Source organism: Acinetobacter sp. 25-47-130 (genome assembly GCF_056779705.1).
The window spans coordinates 234,578-249,687 of record NZ_JBWYII010000003.1 but is presented as its reverse complement, the minus strand read 5'-3'; the positions used below and the strand labels follow the sequence as shown (position 1 = coordinate 249,687).

Annotated in this window: 16 protein-coding genes; 3 read left to right on the top strand and 13 right to left on the bottom strand. The window is 38.6% G+C overall.

The genetic code is table 11. The annotated features are described in order from the left end of the window. Nucleotides 1–8: 8 nt before the first annotated feature. The 9 genes from recO to AC1M83_RS06835 all read right to left on the bottom strand — a co-directional run bounded on the left by recO (nucleotide 9) and on the right by AC1M83_RS06835 (nucleotide 7,862). On the bottom strand, nucleotides 9–722 hold the full coding sequence (gene recO / locus AC1M83_RS06875) for a DNA repair protein RecO (protein ID WP_481590305.1): 714 nt from the start codon (nucleotides 720–722) through the stop codon (nucleotides 9–11). A gap of 12 nt (nucleotides 723–734) precedes the next feature. Further along, nucleotides 735–926 (bottom strand): NF038104 family lipoprotein, encoded by a 192-nt coding sequence (locus AC1M83_RS06870; protein WP_180028433.1) that lies wholly within the window; start codon nucleotides 924–926, stop codon nucleotides 735–737. A 26-nt stretch (nucleotides 927–952) separates the two neighbouring features. Next, nucleotides 953–1,981 carry a GTPase Era gene (era, locus tag AC1M83_RS06865; RefSeq protein WP_035267178.1) on the bottom strand — a complete coding sequence of 343 codons (1,029 nt, stop codon included), beginning with the start codon at nucleotides 1,979–1,981 and terminating at the stop codon, nucleotides 953–955. Beyond that, on the bottom strand, nucleotides 1,978–2,679 hold the full coding sequence (gene rnc / locus AC1M83_RS06860) for a ribonuclease III (protein ID WP_035267179.1): 702 nt from the start codon (nucleotides 2,677–2,679) through the stop codon (nucleotides 1,978–1,980). The genes era and rnc overlap by 4 nt, the downstream gene beginning before the upstream one ends. Continuing rightward, nucleotides 2,651–3,025: a DUF4845 domain-containing protein gene (locus AC1M83_RS06855; RefSeq protein ID WP_035267180.1), complete on the bottom strand. Its 375-nt coding sequence runs from the start codon at nucleotides 3,023–3,025 to the stop codon at nucleotides 2,651–2,653. The genes rnc and AC1M83_RS06855 overlap by 29 nt, the downstream gene beginning before the upstream one ends. A 25-nt stretch (nucleotides 3,026–3,050) precedes the next feature. Continuing rightward, a complete protein-coding gene (gene lepB / locus AC1M83_RS06850) occupies nucleotides 3,051–3,905 on the bottom strand; it encodes a signal peptidase I (protein WP_035267182.1) in 855 nt (284 codons plus the stop codon). A gap of 16 nt (nucleotides 3,906–3,921) precedes the next feature. Beyond that, nucleotides 3,922–5,739, bottom strand: a complete 1,818-nt coding sequence (gene lepA / locus AC1M83_RS06845) for a translation elongation factor 4 (RefSeq protein WP_180028436.1) — start codon at nucleotides 5,737–5,739, stop codon at nucleotides 3,922–3,924. A gap of 163 nt (nucleotides 5,740–5,902) precedes the next feature. Beyond that, a complete protein-coding gene (locus AC1M83_RS06840) occupies nucleotides 5,903–6,364 on the bottom strand; it encodes an acyl-CoA thioesterase (RefSeq protein WP_481590304.1) in 462 nt (153 codons plus the stop codon). A gap of 112 nt (nucleotides 6,365–6,476) precedes the next feature. Further along, a complete protein-coding gene (locus AC1M83_RS06835) occupies nucleotides 6,477–7,862 on the bottom strand; it encodes a Do family serine endopeptidase (RefSeq protein ID WP_481590303.1) in 1,386 nt (461 codons plus the stop codon). A gap of 233 nt (nucleotides 7,863–8,095) precedes the next feature. On the opposite strand from AC1M83_RS06835, the gene nadB reads away from it, so the two are divergent. After that, entirely contained in the window at nucleotides 8,096–9,727 is a 1,632-nt protein-coding gene (gene nadB, locus AC1M83_RS06830; RefSeq protein WP_373683328.1) for an L-aspartate oxidase, read from the top strand. A gap of 35 nt (nucleotides 9,728–9,762) precedes the next feature. On the opposite strand, the gene AC1M83_RS06825 is transcribed toward nadB, so the two are convergent. The 4 genes from AC1M83_RS06825 to pabC all read right to left on the bottom strand — a co-directional run bounded on the left by AC1M83_RS06825 (nucleotide 9,763) and on the right by pabC (nucleotide 12,747). Beyond that, a complete protein-coding gene (locus AC1M83_RS06825) occupies nucleotides 9,763–10,182 on the bottom strand; it encodes a PaaI family thioesterase (RefSeq protein ID WP_481590302.1) in 420 nt (139 codons plus the stop codon). A 62-nt stretch (nucleotides 10,183–10,244) separates the two neighbouring features. Next, nucleotides 10,245–10,868 (bottom strand): dTMP kinase, encoded by a 624-nt coding sequence (gene tmk, locus AC1M83_RS06820; protein WP_481590301.1) that lies wholly within the window; start codon nucleotides 10,866–10,868, stop codon nucleotides 10,245–10,247. A 14-nt stretch (nucleotides 10,869–10,882) separates the two neighbouring features. Beyond that, on the bottom strand, nucleotides 10,883–11,932 hold the full coding sequence (gene mltG / locus AC1M83_RS06815; protein WP_481587787.1) for an endolytic transglycosylase MltG: 1,050 nt from the start codon (nucleotides 11,930–11,932) through the stop codon (nucleotides 10,883–10,885). 5 nt (nucleotides 11,933–11,937) lie between these two features. Further along, the gene (pabC, locus tag AC1M83_RS06810; RefSeq protein ID WP_481587823.1) at nucleotides 11,938–12,747 is read right to left on the bottom strand and encodes an aminodeoxychorismate lyase; all 810 of its coding nucleotides are present in this window, start codon (nucleotides 12,745–12,747) and stop codon (nucleotides 11,938–11,940) included. Nucleotides 12,748–12,899: 152 nt separating this feature from the next. Between pabC and AC1M83_RS06805 the strand changes: the two genes are divergently transcribed. Beyond that, nucleotides 12,900–13,907 (top strand): sulfate ABC transporter substrate-binding protein, encoded by a 1,008-nt coding sequence (locus AC1M83_RS06805; RefSeq protein WP_481589029.1) that lies wholly within the window; start codon nucleotides 12,900–12,902, stop codon nucleotides 13,905–13,907. A gap of 175 nt (nucleotides 13,908–14,082) precedes the next feature. Further along, nucleotides 14,083–15,099: a sulfate ABC transporter substrate-binding protein gene (locus AC1M83_RS06800; protein ID WP_481590300.1), complete on the top strand. Its 1,017-nt coding sequence runs from the start codon at nucleotides 14,083–14,085 to the stop codon at nucleotides 15,097–15,099. The last annotated feature ends 11 nt before the right edge of the window (nucleotides 15,100–15,110 follow it).

Genomic DNA, 15,110 nt, shown 5'->3' with positions numbered 1-15,110 from the left:
ACATTTTCCTAATTTGATTTTGATTGAGCGTTTTGAATCCACAATTGACGACTTTTTAGTGGGCGATCACCCAATAATGAAGTAATCATTTGACGATATAATTTATTCAACAATTGTAACTGTTCAGCGTTGAAATCTGTACCATTTTCATAATTTATCATGCTGCGAATTTGCTCACCTGTCATTGTAGCGGCACTTGAATACTGAACTGGTATGAAGCCTTCGTTTAATTGAAATTGATATTTTTGTGAAGTTAAAATTTCATTTTGGTGTGCATCTATCGAGTAATCAATCGCATAACCAAGCTCTTCTAGAAGTACGTATTCAAATTGACGAAGAATTTGCTTCAAGAATTCGTTAGGATTTGAATGTTGAGCTAATTTTTGTAAACTTTCTAATGTCTTGTGGTACTGTGCAAAAGTATCTGGCATTGCCTCTTCTAATGGACATAATCTCAATAAGATTTCATTTAAATAAAATCCTGAAAAGAATGCATCTCCATGAAAAAAAATAGGATGATTAACAATTTCTAATTTTGTGAAATTTTTTAATTCAGACTTACCTGTCGCTTGGAGTGCGATAGGCTGATATTGCGGTGGTGGAGGTTGTCTTAGTATGCCGTCAACTCGTCCATACTCTTCAGTGAATAAATGGACAATATGACTCCGCTCTCGATACTTTCGATGATGGATTAAGTATCCATGCAAAAGTTCATTTCGCATCGACTAATCTTATTATTTATCTTTCTTTAGTTCTTTTTCATCATCGTCATCACCATCGGGAATAACAGCCCCAACTACTGCTGCAGTACCTTTGACGACTCCTTTGGTGGTTTTATACGCAACTTTTACAGGAACTGTGACAACTTTATGAATGCAACCTTGTAAAACCAAAGCACATACAATTATCGCAACCATCTTCATCATCATCAGCTCCTATAACCGTTTAATCCTTAGATATCACTATATCCTAGGCTTTTTAATGCACGCTCATCATCAGACCAACCGCCTTTGACTTTAACCCAAAGGGTGAGCATGATCTTTTCTTCGAACATTTTTTCCATATCAGCACGTGCATCCATACCAATTTTTTTCAATTTTGATCCTTTTTCACCGATGACAATGGCTTTTTGCCCAGGGCGATCAACAAAAATCGTAGCATCAATATAGGTACATGCAGGCTTCATACGACCAGTTTTCTCATTTAAAGTCGCTTCTTCTGTTTTAAACGATTCAATTTGAACCGTTAAATCATATGGAAGCTCTTCACCCAGCTGACGCATGATTTTTTCACGAATAATTTCAGAAGCTAAGAAGCGTTCAGAACGATCTGTGAGTTGATCTAGTGCATACAATGGTGGTTGAAACGGTAAGTATTTTTCGATCGTATCACGAAGATGATCAAGGTTAGCGCCACGCAATGCCGATACTGGAACGATCTCAGCAAAATTCATTAATTTAGTACGTTCTTGAATTAATGGTAATGCCTGATTTTTATTCTCAAATGTGTCCAATTTATTAATGACCAAGATGACAGGCATTTCGGCATTTTTGAGCTTCTCAAGGACTAATTCATCATTTTGAGTCCATTTGTCAGCGTCTACAACAAATAGTACAAGATTTACATCACGCAAGGCTGAATGAGCTGCACGATTCATCATTTTATTGATAGCACGGACTTCTTTCTTATGCATTCCAGGGGTGTCAACAAATACTGCCTGAGATTTCTCACGCGTATCAATACCCACAATCTTGTGTCGAGTTGTTTGAGGCTTACGAGACGTAATCGAAAGCTTCTGACCCAAAATATGGTTCATTAATGTAGATTTACCTACATTCGGACGACCTACAATTGCTACAAAGCCACTTTTGTAGTCTGAGGGAATTGTAGTACCTTGAGAACTAAAAAATTGATTGATTAAATCATTGCCGCTGTCTTGCGACTCGTGATCAGCATCGATGTGATCGGAATGAGTAGTCATGAAGACTTTTGCTCCAAAAATTTTAAAATTTCCGCCGCTACTGCTTGCTCAGCAAAACGACGACTTGAACCCTCACCCATACATTTTGGCAAGCCTTCAACCATACATTCCACTTTAAAATGTTGGTTTGGTGCATCACCCTGAATATCAACAACCTCATACACTGGGAGAGGTTTTTTACGAGCTTGAAGATACTCTTGTAAACGGGACTTAGGATCTTTCAATTGATCTGTTGGTTCAATATGATCTAAATAAGGTTCATACCATTTCAACACAATTGATTCTAACAACTTTAAATCTTGGCTATCAGTATAGATTGCACCAATAATCGCTTCGACTGTGTCAGCGAGTATCGACTCTCTATGATGACCACCAGATTTTAATTCACCAGTACTGAGTATTAAACTCTGACTAAGTTTCAAATCTGTTGCAATTTTGCCTAACGCTTCTTGTCGAACCAAAGTAGCTCGCATACGCGTCAGACGACCTTCGTTTTCATGTGGATAAGCATGATAAAGGTAATTGGCAATAATCATACCTAACAATGAATCGCCTAGAAACTCTAGGCGTTCATAGTTATGTTTATGGCTAACCGATCGGTGTGTCAGCGCAAGTTGAAGTAATTCAATTTTCTTAAACTGATAACCGATGCGACTCAGTAAGCGAGAATCACTTACTTTGAACTGACCTTTGATCAAAACTTTTCTCGAATGTGAGGACTAAATCAATATTAAATAAGAATGGCTTTCTTACTTCATATTTCTTTGTCACTTGTAAACCTTGTTTAGATTTGACAGTCGCAATATCTTTGAACTCAATGTCACGGATATTGTTCATGCTAAATTTCTGCCCCATTGTTGAAGCAAACTGTTGTGGTGTTGTCGCCTTTGAGCTGATTGCAACTTGCTCTTCAATCAATTGATTGATTAGTCGGTCATCCCAATAAGGCTGCCACAATGCTACGAGCACTTTAAGTCCAAATGCCGCAACAATTACCCCTAATAAAATCGCTGTATACGATGCACCACGCTGAGTGTTACGCATTTTTTATTATCCATATATTTGAAGATTACTGAATTTGACCATTACGACTGAATGATGGCAATTTCAAACCAGCTTCTTTATGCATCCATACATAAATTGCTTGTCCTGTTAAATTTGCCTCAGGTACGAATCCCCAGATTCGACTATCAGCACTCTGATCACGGTTGTCACCCATGGCAAAGTAATATCCTTTCGGAACAGTTACTTCCCAGCTTTGACCATTTGTTCTCACAAAGCGATCATTCGCAGTGGCAACATAAGGAAGATCTTGTTTGGTTTGTGCATAATTGAAATGCGCAATAATCGGGTTTTGACCTTCCAAATTACGAACCAAATACTTATGATCACCTAAAGTTTCATAATGATAAATTGAATTTGGCGTGTCTGAAACATCTTTTTCACGATTAAATTCAGCCGATTCCGTTACAACTTTTTCACCATTGATGGTTAATTGATTATTCTCAAAAACGATATGATCACCAGGTAAACCAATAATACGCTTAATATAGCTAATTGATGGGTTTGGTGGATATCTAAATACCGCCACATCACCACGTTCAGGCTCATTGACATTCAACACTTTGGTGTTGCTAATCGGTAAACGAACACCATATTGATATTTGTTCACCAAGATATAATCACCCGTTTCCAATGCCGGAACCATGGATTCAGATGGAATATTATAAGGTTCAAAGAAGAATGAACGCAGCACTAACACAACTGCAAGTACAGGCCAAAAATCATATGCCCATGTAATAATGAAATTTTCATTCCCTTTTCCTTTGGTTGCTCTTTGTTTGAGCACCAATTTATCCAGCAACCACAATCCAAAAAAGATTAGGGTTGCAGGTACGAGAATGAGGTTAAAATCAAAATCCATGGGATATTCCTTGTTGTTATCGCTCTACTTTTAACACAGCTAAGAAAGCTTCTTGTGGGATTTCTACACTACCCACCTGCTTCATACGTTTCTTACCTTCTTTCTGTTTAGCGAGAAGTTTCTTCTTACGTGAAACGTCACCACCATAACATTTTGCCAATACGTTCTTACGCATTGCTTTTACTGTTGAGCGCGCGATAATTTGAGCACCAATCGCAGCTTGAATTGCCACATCAAACATTTGGCGCGGAATCAAATCTTTCATTTTTTCTACAAGTGCAATACCACGATGTCGCGCATCTTGACGGTGACAAATCATTGCCAATGCATCGACTTTTTCACCATTGATCAAGACATCTACTTTTACAAGAGAAGAAGACTCAAAACGGACGAAGTTGTAATCTAATGATGCAAAACCACGTGAACATGATTTCAATTTATCGAAGAAATCCATCACGACTTCAGCCATTGGTATCTCAAATGTAATGGCTACTTGGTTTGCCATAAACTTCATATCTTTTTGAACACCGCGTCGTTCAACACACAACGTCATTACATTACCAAGATATTCTTGTGGCACAAGGATATTACATTCTGCAATCGGCTCTCGAAGATCCTCTACAGTAGATCCATCTGGCATTTTTGATGGACTGTCGATATAAACTGTCTCACCACTTTTCATGACAGCTTCATAAATTACAGTCGGTGCCGATGAAATCAGGTCTAGATCATATTCACGCTCTAAACGCTCTTGAACAATCTCCATGTGCAGCATACCCAAGAAACCGCAACGGAAACCAAATCCTAATGCATCTGAACTTTCAGGTTCAAAGAATAATGCTGAATCGTTAATTTGCAGTTTTTGTAATGCTTCACGGAAAGGTTCAAATTCACTCGAATCAATTGGGAATAAACCAGCATATACCTGTGGTTTAACTTTTTTGAATCCAGGTAAAGTTTCTACTTCCGGCGTTGTAGCAAGTGTAATCGTATCTCCAACTGGCGCACCAAAAATATCTTTGATACCAGCAATCACAAAGCCAACTTCACCTGCTTCTAAAATATCAGTTTCTGTATGTTTAGGATTGAAAATACCGACAGAGGTAATGATGTGCGTTTGACCTGTTGATTTCATCAACATTTTATCGCCTTTACGCACCCGACCTTGCTTAATGCGAACTAAGGATACAACACCTAAATAGTTGTCAAACCATGAGTCAATAATTAAAGCTTGAAGCGGCGCTTCACGGTCACCCGTCGGAGCAGGAATGGTATTCACAAGTGTTTCTAAAACACCTTCGATTCCTAATCCAGTTTTAGCTGAACACGTAGGTGCTTCAGTTGCTTCAATTCCGATAATGTCTTCAATTTCTTGAATAACACGCTCTGGTTCAGCTTGAGGTAAATCAATTTTATTAAGTACTGGAAGAACCTCAAGACCTTGCTCAATAGCTGTATAACAGTTTGCAACTGACTGAGCTTCAACACCCTGAGCTGCGTCAACAACTAAAAGTGCACCTTCACAAGCAGCAAGCGAGCGCGAAACTTCATATGAGAAGTCAACGTGCCCAGGTGTATCAATAAAGTTCAGTTGATATTCTTCGCCATTTGGGTGTGTATAATAAAGCGTCACAGATGCAGCTTTAATGGTAATCCCGCGCTCACGCTCAAGCTCCATTGAGTCTAGAACTTGCGCTTGCATTTCGCGATCTTGCAAACCACCACAGGTCTGAATAAAACGGTCAGCTAAAGTTGACTTCCCGTGATCAATGTGAGCAATGATCGAAAAGTTACGTATATTTTTGATATTTACGGATTTTTTAGCTTGCGCCATGGGTTACCTTGAACAATAAATTGCGCTATGCATGAAATAAAAACTACATAGCAAAAGCTGTTTAACAAATTGCGGACGATTATAGCAGATGGATTTTTCAAAGTATTCATAATAATGAACACCATGTGGTGAAATATTTAATTCGTCCGACTCAAGCAATTCTTTAGTTAGCGGGTAAAGAATAATCTTGAGTGAAATCCAAAGGATTTAATACCTCAGAAATAGGCTGATAAGCTTGAGTAAATGTTGGCGATAATCGTTTAGGTCTGCCTGTCGCAATCTCTACACAGGCCCATTTGGTATTTCCCACAAATAATAATGATTGGTCTGAAGGTCTAAAAAAAGCGTACTGACGGAATGAATACATCGCATTCAAATCATTAAGCCAAGTTCTTAAAATAATTTCATCATTTTCAAAACACGCCTTTCTGTAATTCATGTGATGCTCAACAGCAACCATGGCATGTTTGAGTTCTAGATATTGCTCAACCCCCAAACCCAGTTGTTGAATATGTGCTGTTGCAACATCTTGCATCCATTTTACATACACCACATTATTCACATGACCTAAAATATCAATGTCTTGTGCTGTTGCTTTTATTTTAAGGTCAAAGATTGTACTCACTGTATTCCCTTGTATTGCGTATTCATCATCAACATTCGAAAAGAGTTTAATATAATTTTAGGGTTAAATAAAAAAGACCTTGCTGTCGCAAGGCCTTTTATTCAATTTATGTTTATTTGATTCTTAATCCGATCATGGCATTTCGCCCTTCACGGATGATACCCACTCGTGCAACTGTATTCGTTTTAAGATTAGCCACCGCTTCCACAAAATCTTGTGTTGTACTTACATTCTTACCATTAATCGAGGTGATCACATCACCAGCCATAATACGAGATTGTGCCGCCAAACCTCCGCGTACAACCTCTTGAATGTAGACACCACCTTTAACACCAAGGCGTGTTTTTTCAACAGGTGCAAGTTCGCGTATCGCAACACCTAATATAGGTCCGCGTTTTTTAGCTTCACTTACATTTTGCGCTTGTGCTGGTGTTTCATCTGGTGCTGATGCAAGTGTTGCTGAAATCGTACGTACACGTTCATCGCGTAAGATTTCTAGCTGAATTTTTTGATTTGGCTGTGTTCTATTTAAGTAATTTAGTAGCTCACTCGTTCTTGAAATTGCAGTTCCGTTGTATTTCAAAATAATATCATTTTGCTTTAAACCAGCGCGCTCTGCTGGGGAGTTTGGCGCAATTTCTGTAATTAAAGCACCTTCAGGTTTTGGTAGTTTATAAGCTTCTGCGAGGTTACGATCAATCTCTTGTAAATGAATACCAAGATATGAGCGAGTAACTTTACCAGTTTTCTTTAATTGATCCGCCACATCCATCGCTACATCGATTGGAATGGAGAATGACAATCCCATATATCCGCCAGTACCACTGAAAATACGAGAGTTCACACCAATCACTTGACCTTGTTGATTAAACAATGGTCCCCCAGAGTTACCAGGGTTTAATGCGACATCGGTTTGAATAAACGGAACTGATGTTTCACCCAACATATTTCTTGATTTGGCACTGACAATCCCTGCAGATGCCGAGTATTCAAAACCAAACGGTGAGCCAATGGCGAGAACAGGTTCCCCAACTCTTAATTGGTCGATATTCCCAGTCGAAAGTGCTGGGTAGTTCGTACCTTCAACTTTCAGTAATGCCACATCAGTACGTTCATCACTACCAATAACTTTGGCATCAATCTCGCGACGATCATTTAACATGATGGTGATTTGTGAAGCATTTTCTACAACATGATGGTTGGTAATCAGGTAACCATCACGGCTAATAAAAAATGCACTCCCAAAACCCGTTTTCTCTTGAGGAGCTTGGCGCTGCGGAATAATAATTTGATTGCCGAAGAATCGTTTCAGTAGTTCAGGTACTTGTTGTTGAAGAATTTCTTCTTGTGTCATTTTCTTAACAACATTCACGCTGACGACACCCGGACTTACTCGCTCTACAAGATTTGAAAAGTCAACAGTAGCCGCCGCTTGAGTTTGCACTGCCGCAGTAAATACTGCAGCAAAAAGTCCTGATGCTATAACGCGATTTTTCATGTTAAGTGAACTCTCATTTATGATTCTTGGATAAAATAATTTTTAGCACAATCAAAATTCTCTGTGCGTAAATAAATGTTTCTATATTAATAGAAAACAATACTTTACTTAAAATATGATTAAAAACTAATAGTTCAAGTGCATAAAAAAAAAATTGATCAATCAAACTCTTGAATTTTGCTTTGAAAAAGAGCCATATTAATGCACTTTTAAAATTCAGTTTGCGAATGGAAATGCCGAAAAATACAAGTACGCATCAATTTGATGTGATTATTGTGGGCAGTGGCGGTGCGGGTTTAAGTCTAGCACTCTCATTACCTGATCATTTTAATATCGCAGTGTTAGCAAAATCTCATTTGAAAGATGCCAGCACGTATTATGCACAAGGAGGCGTTGCAGCTGTTCTTGATGAGGCTGATTCTATTCAACAACATATTGATGACACGCTCATTGCAGGTGCTTATCTCTGTGAAAAACAAGCTGTTCAACACACGGTTGAAGGAGGAAAACCCTCTGTTGATTTTTTACTGAAACAAGGTGTTAAATTCACACTAGATGATGAAGATAACTTGCATCTCACACGTGAAGGTGGGCATTCTCAGCGCCGCATTATTCATTCCGCAGATGCAACAGGGAAAGCAATTTCAACCACTTTAGTTGAACGGGCACAAGAAAAAAACAATATTCACATCTTTGAAAATTACATTGCGATTGACCTCATTACAGCGCATAAGCTGGGGCATTTGAATCAGGAAAATCGTGCTTTAGGCTTATATGCTTTAGATGAGCAAACCGAGCAAGTGCATACTTTCTTAGCACCATTTACTGCACTGGCATGTGGCGGTGCCATGAAAGCATATTTATATACCTCTAACCCTGATATCGCTACAGGCGATGGTATTGCAATGGCATATCGTGCTGGATGCCGCGTCGCCAATATGGAATTTAATCAATTCCACCCAACCTGTTTATATCACCCTCAAGCACGTTCCTTCTTAATTACTGAAGCAATGCGTGGTGAAGGCGCTTATCTTCGTTTACCTGACGGCGAACGCTTCATGCTTCGTTTCGATGAACGTGCAGAGTTAGCACCACGTGATATTGTAGCTCGAGCTATCGACTACGAAATTAAAAGATTGGGTATACGACATGTATGGCTAGATATTACCCACAAAACCCCTGAGTTTATTAAAGAGCACTTCCCTACGTTGTATGCTCGCCTACTCGAGCTGGGTATTGATATTACCAAAGATATGATCCCAGTTGTGCCAGCAGCGCACTACACCTGTGGTGGTGTCGTAGTCGATGAACATAGTCAAACGGACATTCAAGGTCTATATGCGATTGGTGAGACTTCTTATACAGGTTTACACGGCGCTAACCGTATGGCAAGTAACTCACTTTTAGAATGTTTTGTATATGGCATGAGTGCAGCAAAGCATATTCAAGATCAACATCAAAATATTATAGATCACTATGAAGTCCCTGAATGGGATGCTTCTCAAGTCATGAATCCTGATGAAGACGTTGTCATTTTACAAAACTGGGATGAGTTACGTCAGACCATGTGGAACTATGTAGGTATTGTACGAACGACCAAACGTTTAGAACGTGCATTACACCGCGTTGAAATGCTGAAACATGAAATCACCGAATATTATCAAGATTATCATGTCAGTAAAAATCTAATTGAGCTTCGTAACCTTGTGCTCGTTTCTGAAATGATTATTCGTTGTGCGATGCAAAGAAAAGAATCACGCGGATTACATTACACTTTGGACTATCCTGAGCCTTCGCAAGAATTACGAAAAACCGTACTCACCCCACCAAATTTTGAAGTGGAAACACCTTTAGTTGAGGTTTAAGTTCAACATAAAAAAGCGAGTTCATACTCGCTTTTTTATGCCCTTTTGGGAGGAATTGAGTAAGTTCCAGTAACGTGAGCTATCGGCTCATCATTCCCAACAGAGTACAAGTAAACCTCTCCGACAACTAGAGTTTTGCCAACTTTCATTAATTTACAAACACCCTTGATGTCACAACCACCTTTCGGTTTTTTAAGAAAGTTTATATTCATATTGGTCGTCACTGTAAGACCTACAATACCAATTTCTCCGAGTATTGCGATATACAATCCATAATCGGCTGCTGTCATCATAGTCGGACCTGAAACTGTCCCTCCAGGTCTTAAATCATTTTCATCAACATGATAAATGACTGTAGCACCACGTGGCTCTACTGACACTATTTCACATTTTTGGAGACTTTGTGGAAATTCGGTTTGTAGGAATTTGAGTATTTCTTCTTTATTACTGATCATATTGAGTCTAATCGTTTTTCCATAAACAATGACTCAATATAAATCATATTTGCATCCTTTAATTAGCATTTATGCTCAGCTTTCCATGAACTAATTCGTTCAATTGCATCATTAAATACTTGCTCATGACTTTGTGTTGCATCAATACGCTTAACACGATTGGGTTCTAACTGATGTAATTCAGCAAATCCTGCGCGTACTTTTTCAAAAAAAGCTGCTTTTTCTTGTTCAAACCGATCCAATGCTCCACGCGCTCGTGCTCGTTGCATTCCAAGTTCAGTCGGAGCATCCAACCAAAATGTCAGGTCTGGCATTTTTAGGACAAAGTTTTGGTTTAAAAGTGCTAATTTTTCACGACTTAACCCACGACCTGCACACTGATACGCGAAACTGCTGTCACAAAAACGGTCGCATAACACAATCGAACCATTTTCAAGTGCAGGTATTATGACTTGTTGCAAATGTTGCGCTCGAGCTGCGTACATCAATAATAGTTCAGTATCATTACTCATTCTTTCTTCATGATTCACCGTCAGAAGTACGGAACGAATTTGCTCAGCGAGCGGAGTACCACCTGGTTCACGAGTTAGAACAACTTGCTTTGATTGCTCAAGGAAGTAGTCACGAATTTTATGGATCAATGTCGTTTTACCAACACCTTCTGTGCCTTCAAAGCTAATAAACACGTCTATTTTACCCCTTATTTTTTAGATCGAATCACAGCAAGATATTCTTGAACAGCGCGATTATGGTCATCTAGATTGGTACTGAATTTGTGACCTCCATTTCCAGTCGCCACAAAATAAATATAGTCAGAATGATCTGGATGCATTGCCGCTTCGATCGCTTTATCACTTGGTAATGCGATCGGTGTTGGTGGCAATCCGTAAATCGTATATGTGTTATATGGTGTCGGCGTTCTTAAATCTTTACGGGTAATGTTGCCCGTATATTCATCACCCATACCATAAATTACGGTTGGATCAGTTTGTAAACGCATACCTATTTTTAATCGACGAACGAATACGCCCGAGACTTTATCTAACTCATGATCAACATTGGTTTCTTTCTCAATAATTGATGCCATGATGAGCGCTTCATATTTATTTTTATAAGGCAAATCAGAAGCTCGATTTTCCCAGGCTTTATCTAGTGCCTTCATCTGATGTTGATACAAATCAGTTAAAATTTTACGATCTGTTTCACCCTTCGCAAAAAAATAAGTATTAGGCGCAAATAAACCTTCTGGATGTGAAAATGGAATATTCAATTCCTTTAATATTTCTGCATCACTCAAATGAACCAGCTCTTTCGTCACCAATTCATCATTTTTGAGTGCATTTTTTAACTGCTTAAATGTTGTACCCTCAATGACCAAAATTCGATTCAGTTGTGCATTTTCAGAATTCGAAATCATGTCTAGAACTTGACGGACACTCATTCCCTCTTTAACTTCATAGACTCCAGCTTTCATGCTGTCATGAATCATGAATCGTTGATAAATCTTTAAAATAATGGGAAATGAAACTTGTTTATTTTGAGCTAAACGATCAATAAATTGTGAGTAAGTATCACCATGATTAATCGCGAGCATTTGCTTTTTACCTTCTACAGGATAATCCTTCCATAGACTTGCAGATAGAATCATGGTTGCAAGCAACATTAGGCCTGCAATAATGAATAAAAGCGCTTTAGGTTTAAAGGATGTCTTGCTGTTCTTTTTCTTTGTTGATTTCTGAGGAGAGGACATAAGCTTTAAATCTGATTAAGTTGAAGGTGGTGAAAAAGATCAATACACGCTTGTGTATCTAATCGACGATCATCAAGGCAAGAGGCGATTTTCATTGGGTGGAGCGCATTACAATAAAATACACTTTGAATGTGAAGAAGTTCATTCAAATCAATTACTCTTTTTTGGAACGTTATACAATAATGATTCATACGCTCCAAAATTTCAGCACGCATCACCCCATGAACGCCATTATAACGAAGTTCAGGGCAAATCCACGTATCATTCAATCGTATAAAGCAGTTGCTGCTGATTCCTTCAACAATATAGCCTTGCACATCTGTAACTAAGGCTTCTTGAAAACCCTTCTCATCGGCTTCCTGCTTTAGTAACACTTGTTCTAACCGATTCAGTGATTTAATTCCCACCAATTGTGGCATGGTTAAACCCATCGCTCGCTCAAGTAAACCACTCACAATGACTTCATAGTGATGATCAGTCACGTTTTGCGGATAATAATACAACCAAAGATCTGCTGAATGATGAGGTAAACTGTATCCTCGTTGCCCCTCGCCTCGACTCAGTACAATTTTAATGGTCCCGTTTAATTGATCATACTTTTGCTGTAAATACTGGATAGACTCAGAAATATAGTCAAGATTAGCTTGAAGTGACAATCGCTCAATGGCGGTATTCAATCTTTTTAAATGACGTTCAAATAATTCAATTTTATTATTTCGAATTCTCGCCGTGGTAAAACAGCCATCTCCATAATGGAAGCCTCGATCAAAAATAGATATTGCATCCATTGGCTTGGCATTTTTTAAACAGATCATTTCAAGCAACCTCATTCCGTTCTCATAGTGTAAAAAGTCACTCACAAAATGAATAGCTGTTTTGATCATAACTTTTTCATTTCTTCTTATTTTTTTATTTTAAAAAATTTCCCTATGCTCAAATCATCAAAAAACGACAAACACATGGGATAATGATGCGTTCTTTTAAAATTGGGGTCATTGCGGCTTTACTTTCAGTCACTTCTGTTTCCACACTCGCAAAAGATTTTTTAAATGTTTCATATGATCCAACTCGCGAACTCTATGACAACTTTAATAAAGAGTTTGGAGCATATTGGAAAAAGCAGACTGGTCAAGATTTGAATTTTAAACAATCTCATGGTGGATCTGGTAAACAAGCGCGTGCTGTCATTGATGGCCTAGATGCAGACGTTGTGACTCTCGCACTCGCAGCAGATATTGATGCCATTGCTGAAAAAACCAATTTATTACCAAAAGACTGGCAGAAAAAATTCCCACAGAACTCTACACCCTATACCTCAACCATCGTGTTTTTAGTCAAAAAAGGCAATCCCAAAGGGATCAAAGACTGGGGAGACTTGATTAAAAATGATGTTGGAATTATTACGCCAAACCCTAAGACATCAGGTGGTGCACGTTGGAATTACTTAGCAGCATGGGCTTGGGCAAAACACCAACCCGGCGGTAACGATGCTAAAGCACAAGAATTTGTACGAAAAATTTATAAAAATACTAAAGTGCTAGACTCTGGTGCACGTGGTGCAACAACAACTTTTGCAGAGCGTGGCATTGGAGATGTACTCTTGGCTTGGGAGAATGAAGCACATTTAGCTCTTCGTGAACAACCTGGAAAATTTGAAATCATTACACCAACACTTTCCATTCTTGCTGAGCCCCCTGTAGCAATTGTTGAGAAAAATGCGCAAAAAGATGGCAACCTCAATGTAGCAAAAGCCTATTTGAATTATCTGTATTCTCCAGCTGGTCAAACCATTGCTGCCAAAAACTTTTATCGACCACGAAATGCAACGGTACTTTCAAAATATCAATCCGTGTTTAAACCTTTAAAATTAGTCACGATTGATAAAGAGTTTGGAGGTTGGACAAAAGTCCAAAAACAACATTTTGATAATGGCGGGATATTCGATCAAATTGTCAAAGCAAACAGTAATAAATAAATTAAGATTTAAGCATTAACTTATCGCTTGCCGATCATATTCATGATCGGCATTTTTTTAACAACACACATAAATCTTTTTTTTTCATATAAAATTCATTTTTTATTATTTTTTATGCATAAAGATTAGATTTATTCTAGCGCCATGTAACAGAATATTTTCTTTTGAGGTTGCCATGCGCTTTTCAGCTAAATTAAAACTTGGGGTGCTCGCAGCTTTTGTTTCAGCTGCTTCGCTTAGCGCTTCCGCTAAAGATTTATTAAACGTCTCTTACGATCCTACTCGTGAATTCTACGTAGAAGTAAATAAAGAATTTGGTGCGTATTGGAAATCTCGGACTGGGCAAAACGTCAACTTTCGTCAGTCACATGGCGGTTCAGGTAAACAAGCGCGTGCAGTCATTGATGGTTTAAATGCAGATGTCGTGACTCTCGCACTGGCAGCTGACATTGATGCGATTGCTGAAAAAACCAATTTATTACCAAAAGACTGGCAGAAAAAATTCCCAAAGAACTCTACACCCTATACCTCAACCATCGTGTTTTTAGTCAAAAAAGGCAATCCAAAAAATATTAAAGACTGGGGTGATTTAGTAAAACCGGGTGTGGACATTATTACACCAAACCCTAAGACGTCAGGTGGCGCACGTTGGAATTATTTAGCGGCTTGGGCATGGGCCAAACACCAACCAGGTGGAAATGACGCCAAAGTACAACAATTTGTTCAGCAAATTTATAAACAAACTAAGGTCTTAGATTCAGGTGCTCGTGGCTCAACTACAACTTTTGCTGAACGCGGTATTGGCGATGTTTTGCTTGCTTGGGAAAATGAAGCTCATTTAGCACTGCGTGAACAACCCGGTAAATTTGAAATCGTGACGCCATCACTTTCTATACTTGCTGAACCACCTGTAGCAATCGTTGAAAAAAATGCAGAAAAATCAGGCAATAAATATTTGGCGCAAGGTTATTTGAATTTCCTTTACTCGCCTAAAGGACAACATATTGCCGCAAAGAATTTCTATCGTCCGCGTAATCAAACTGTATTAAAACAATATTCATCAACATTTAAGCCACTGAAATTGGTCACAATTGATCAAGAGTTTGGTGGCTGGGCGAAAGTACAAAAAGCTCATTTTGAGAATAATGGTATTTTTGACCAAATTACCAAAGCCAATAACACAAAAAAATAATCAGTGGAGCA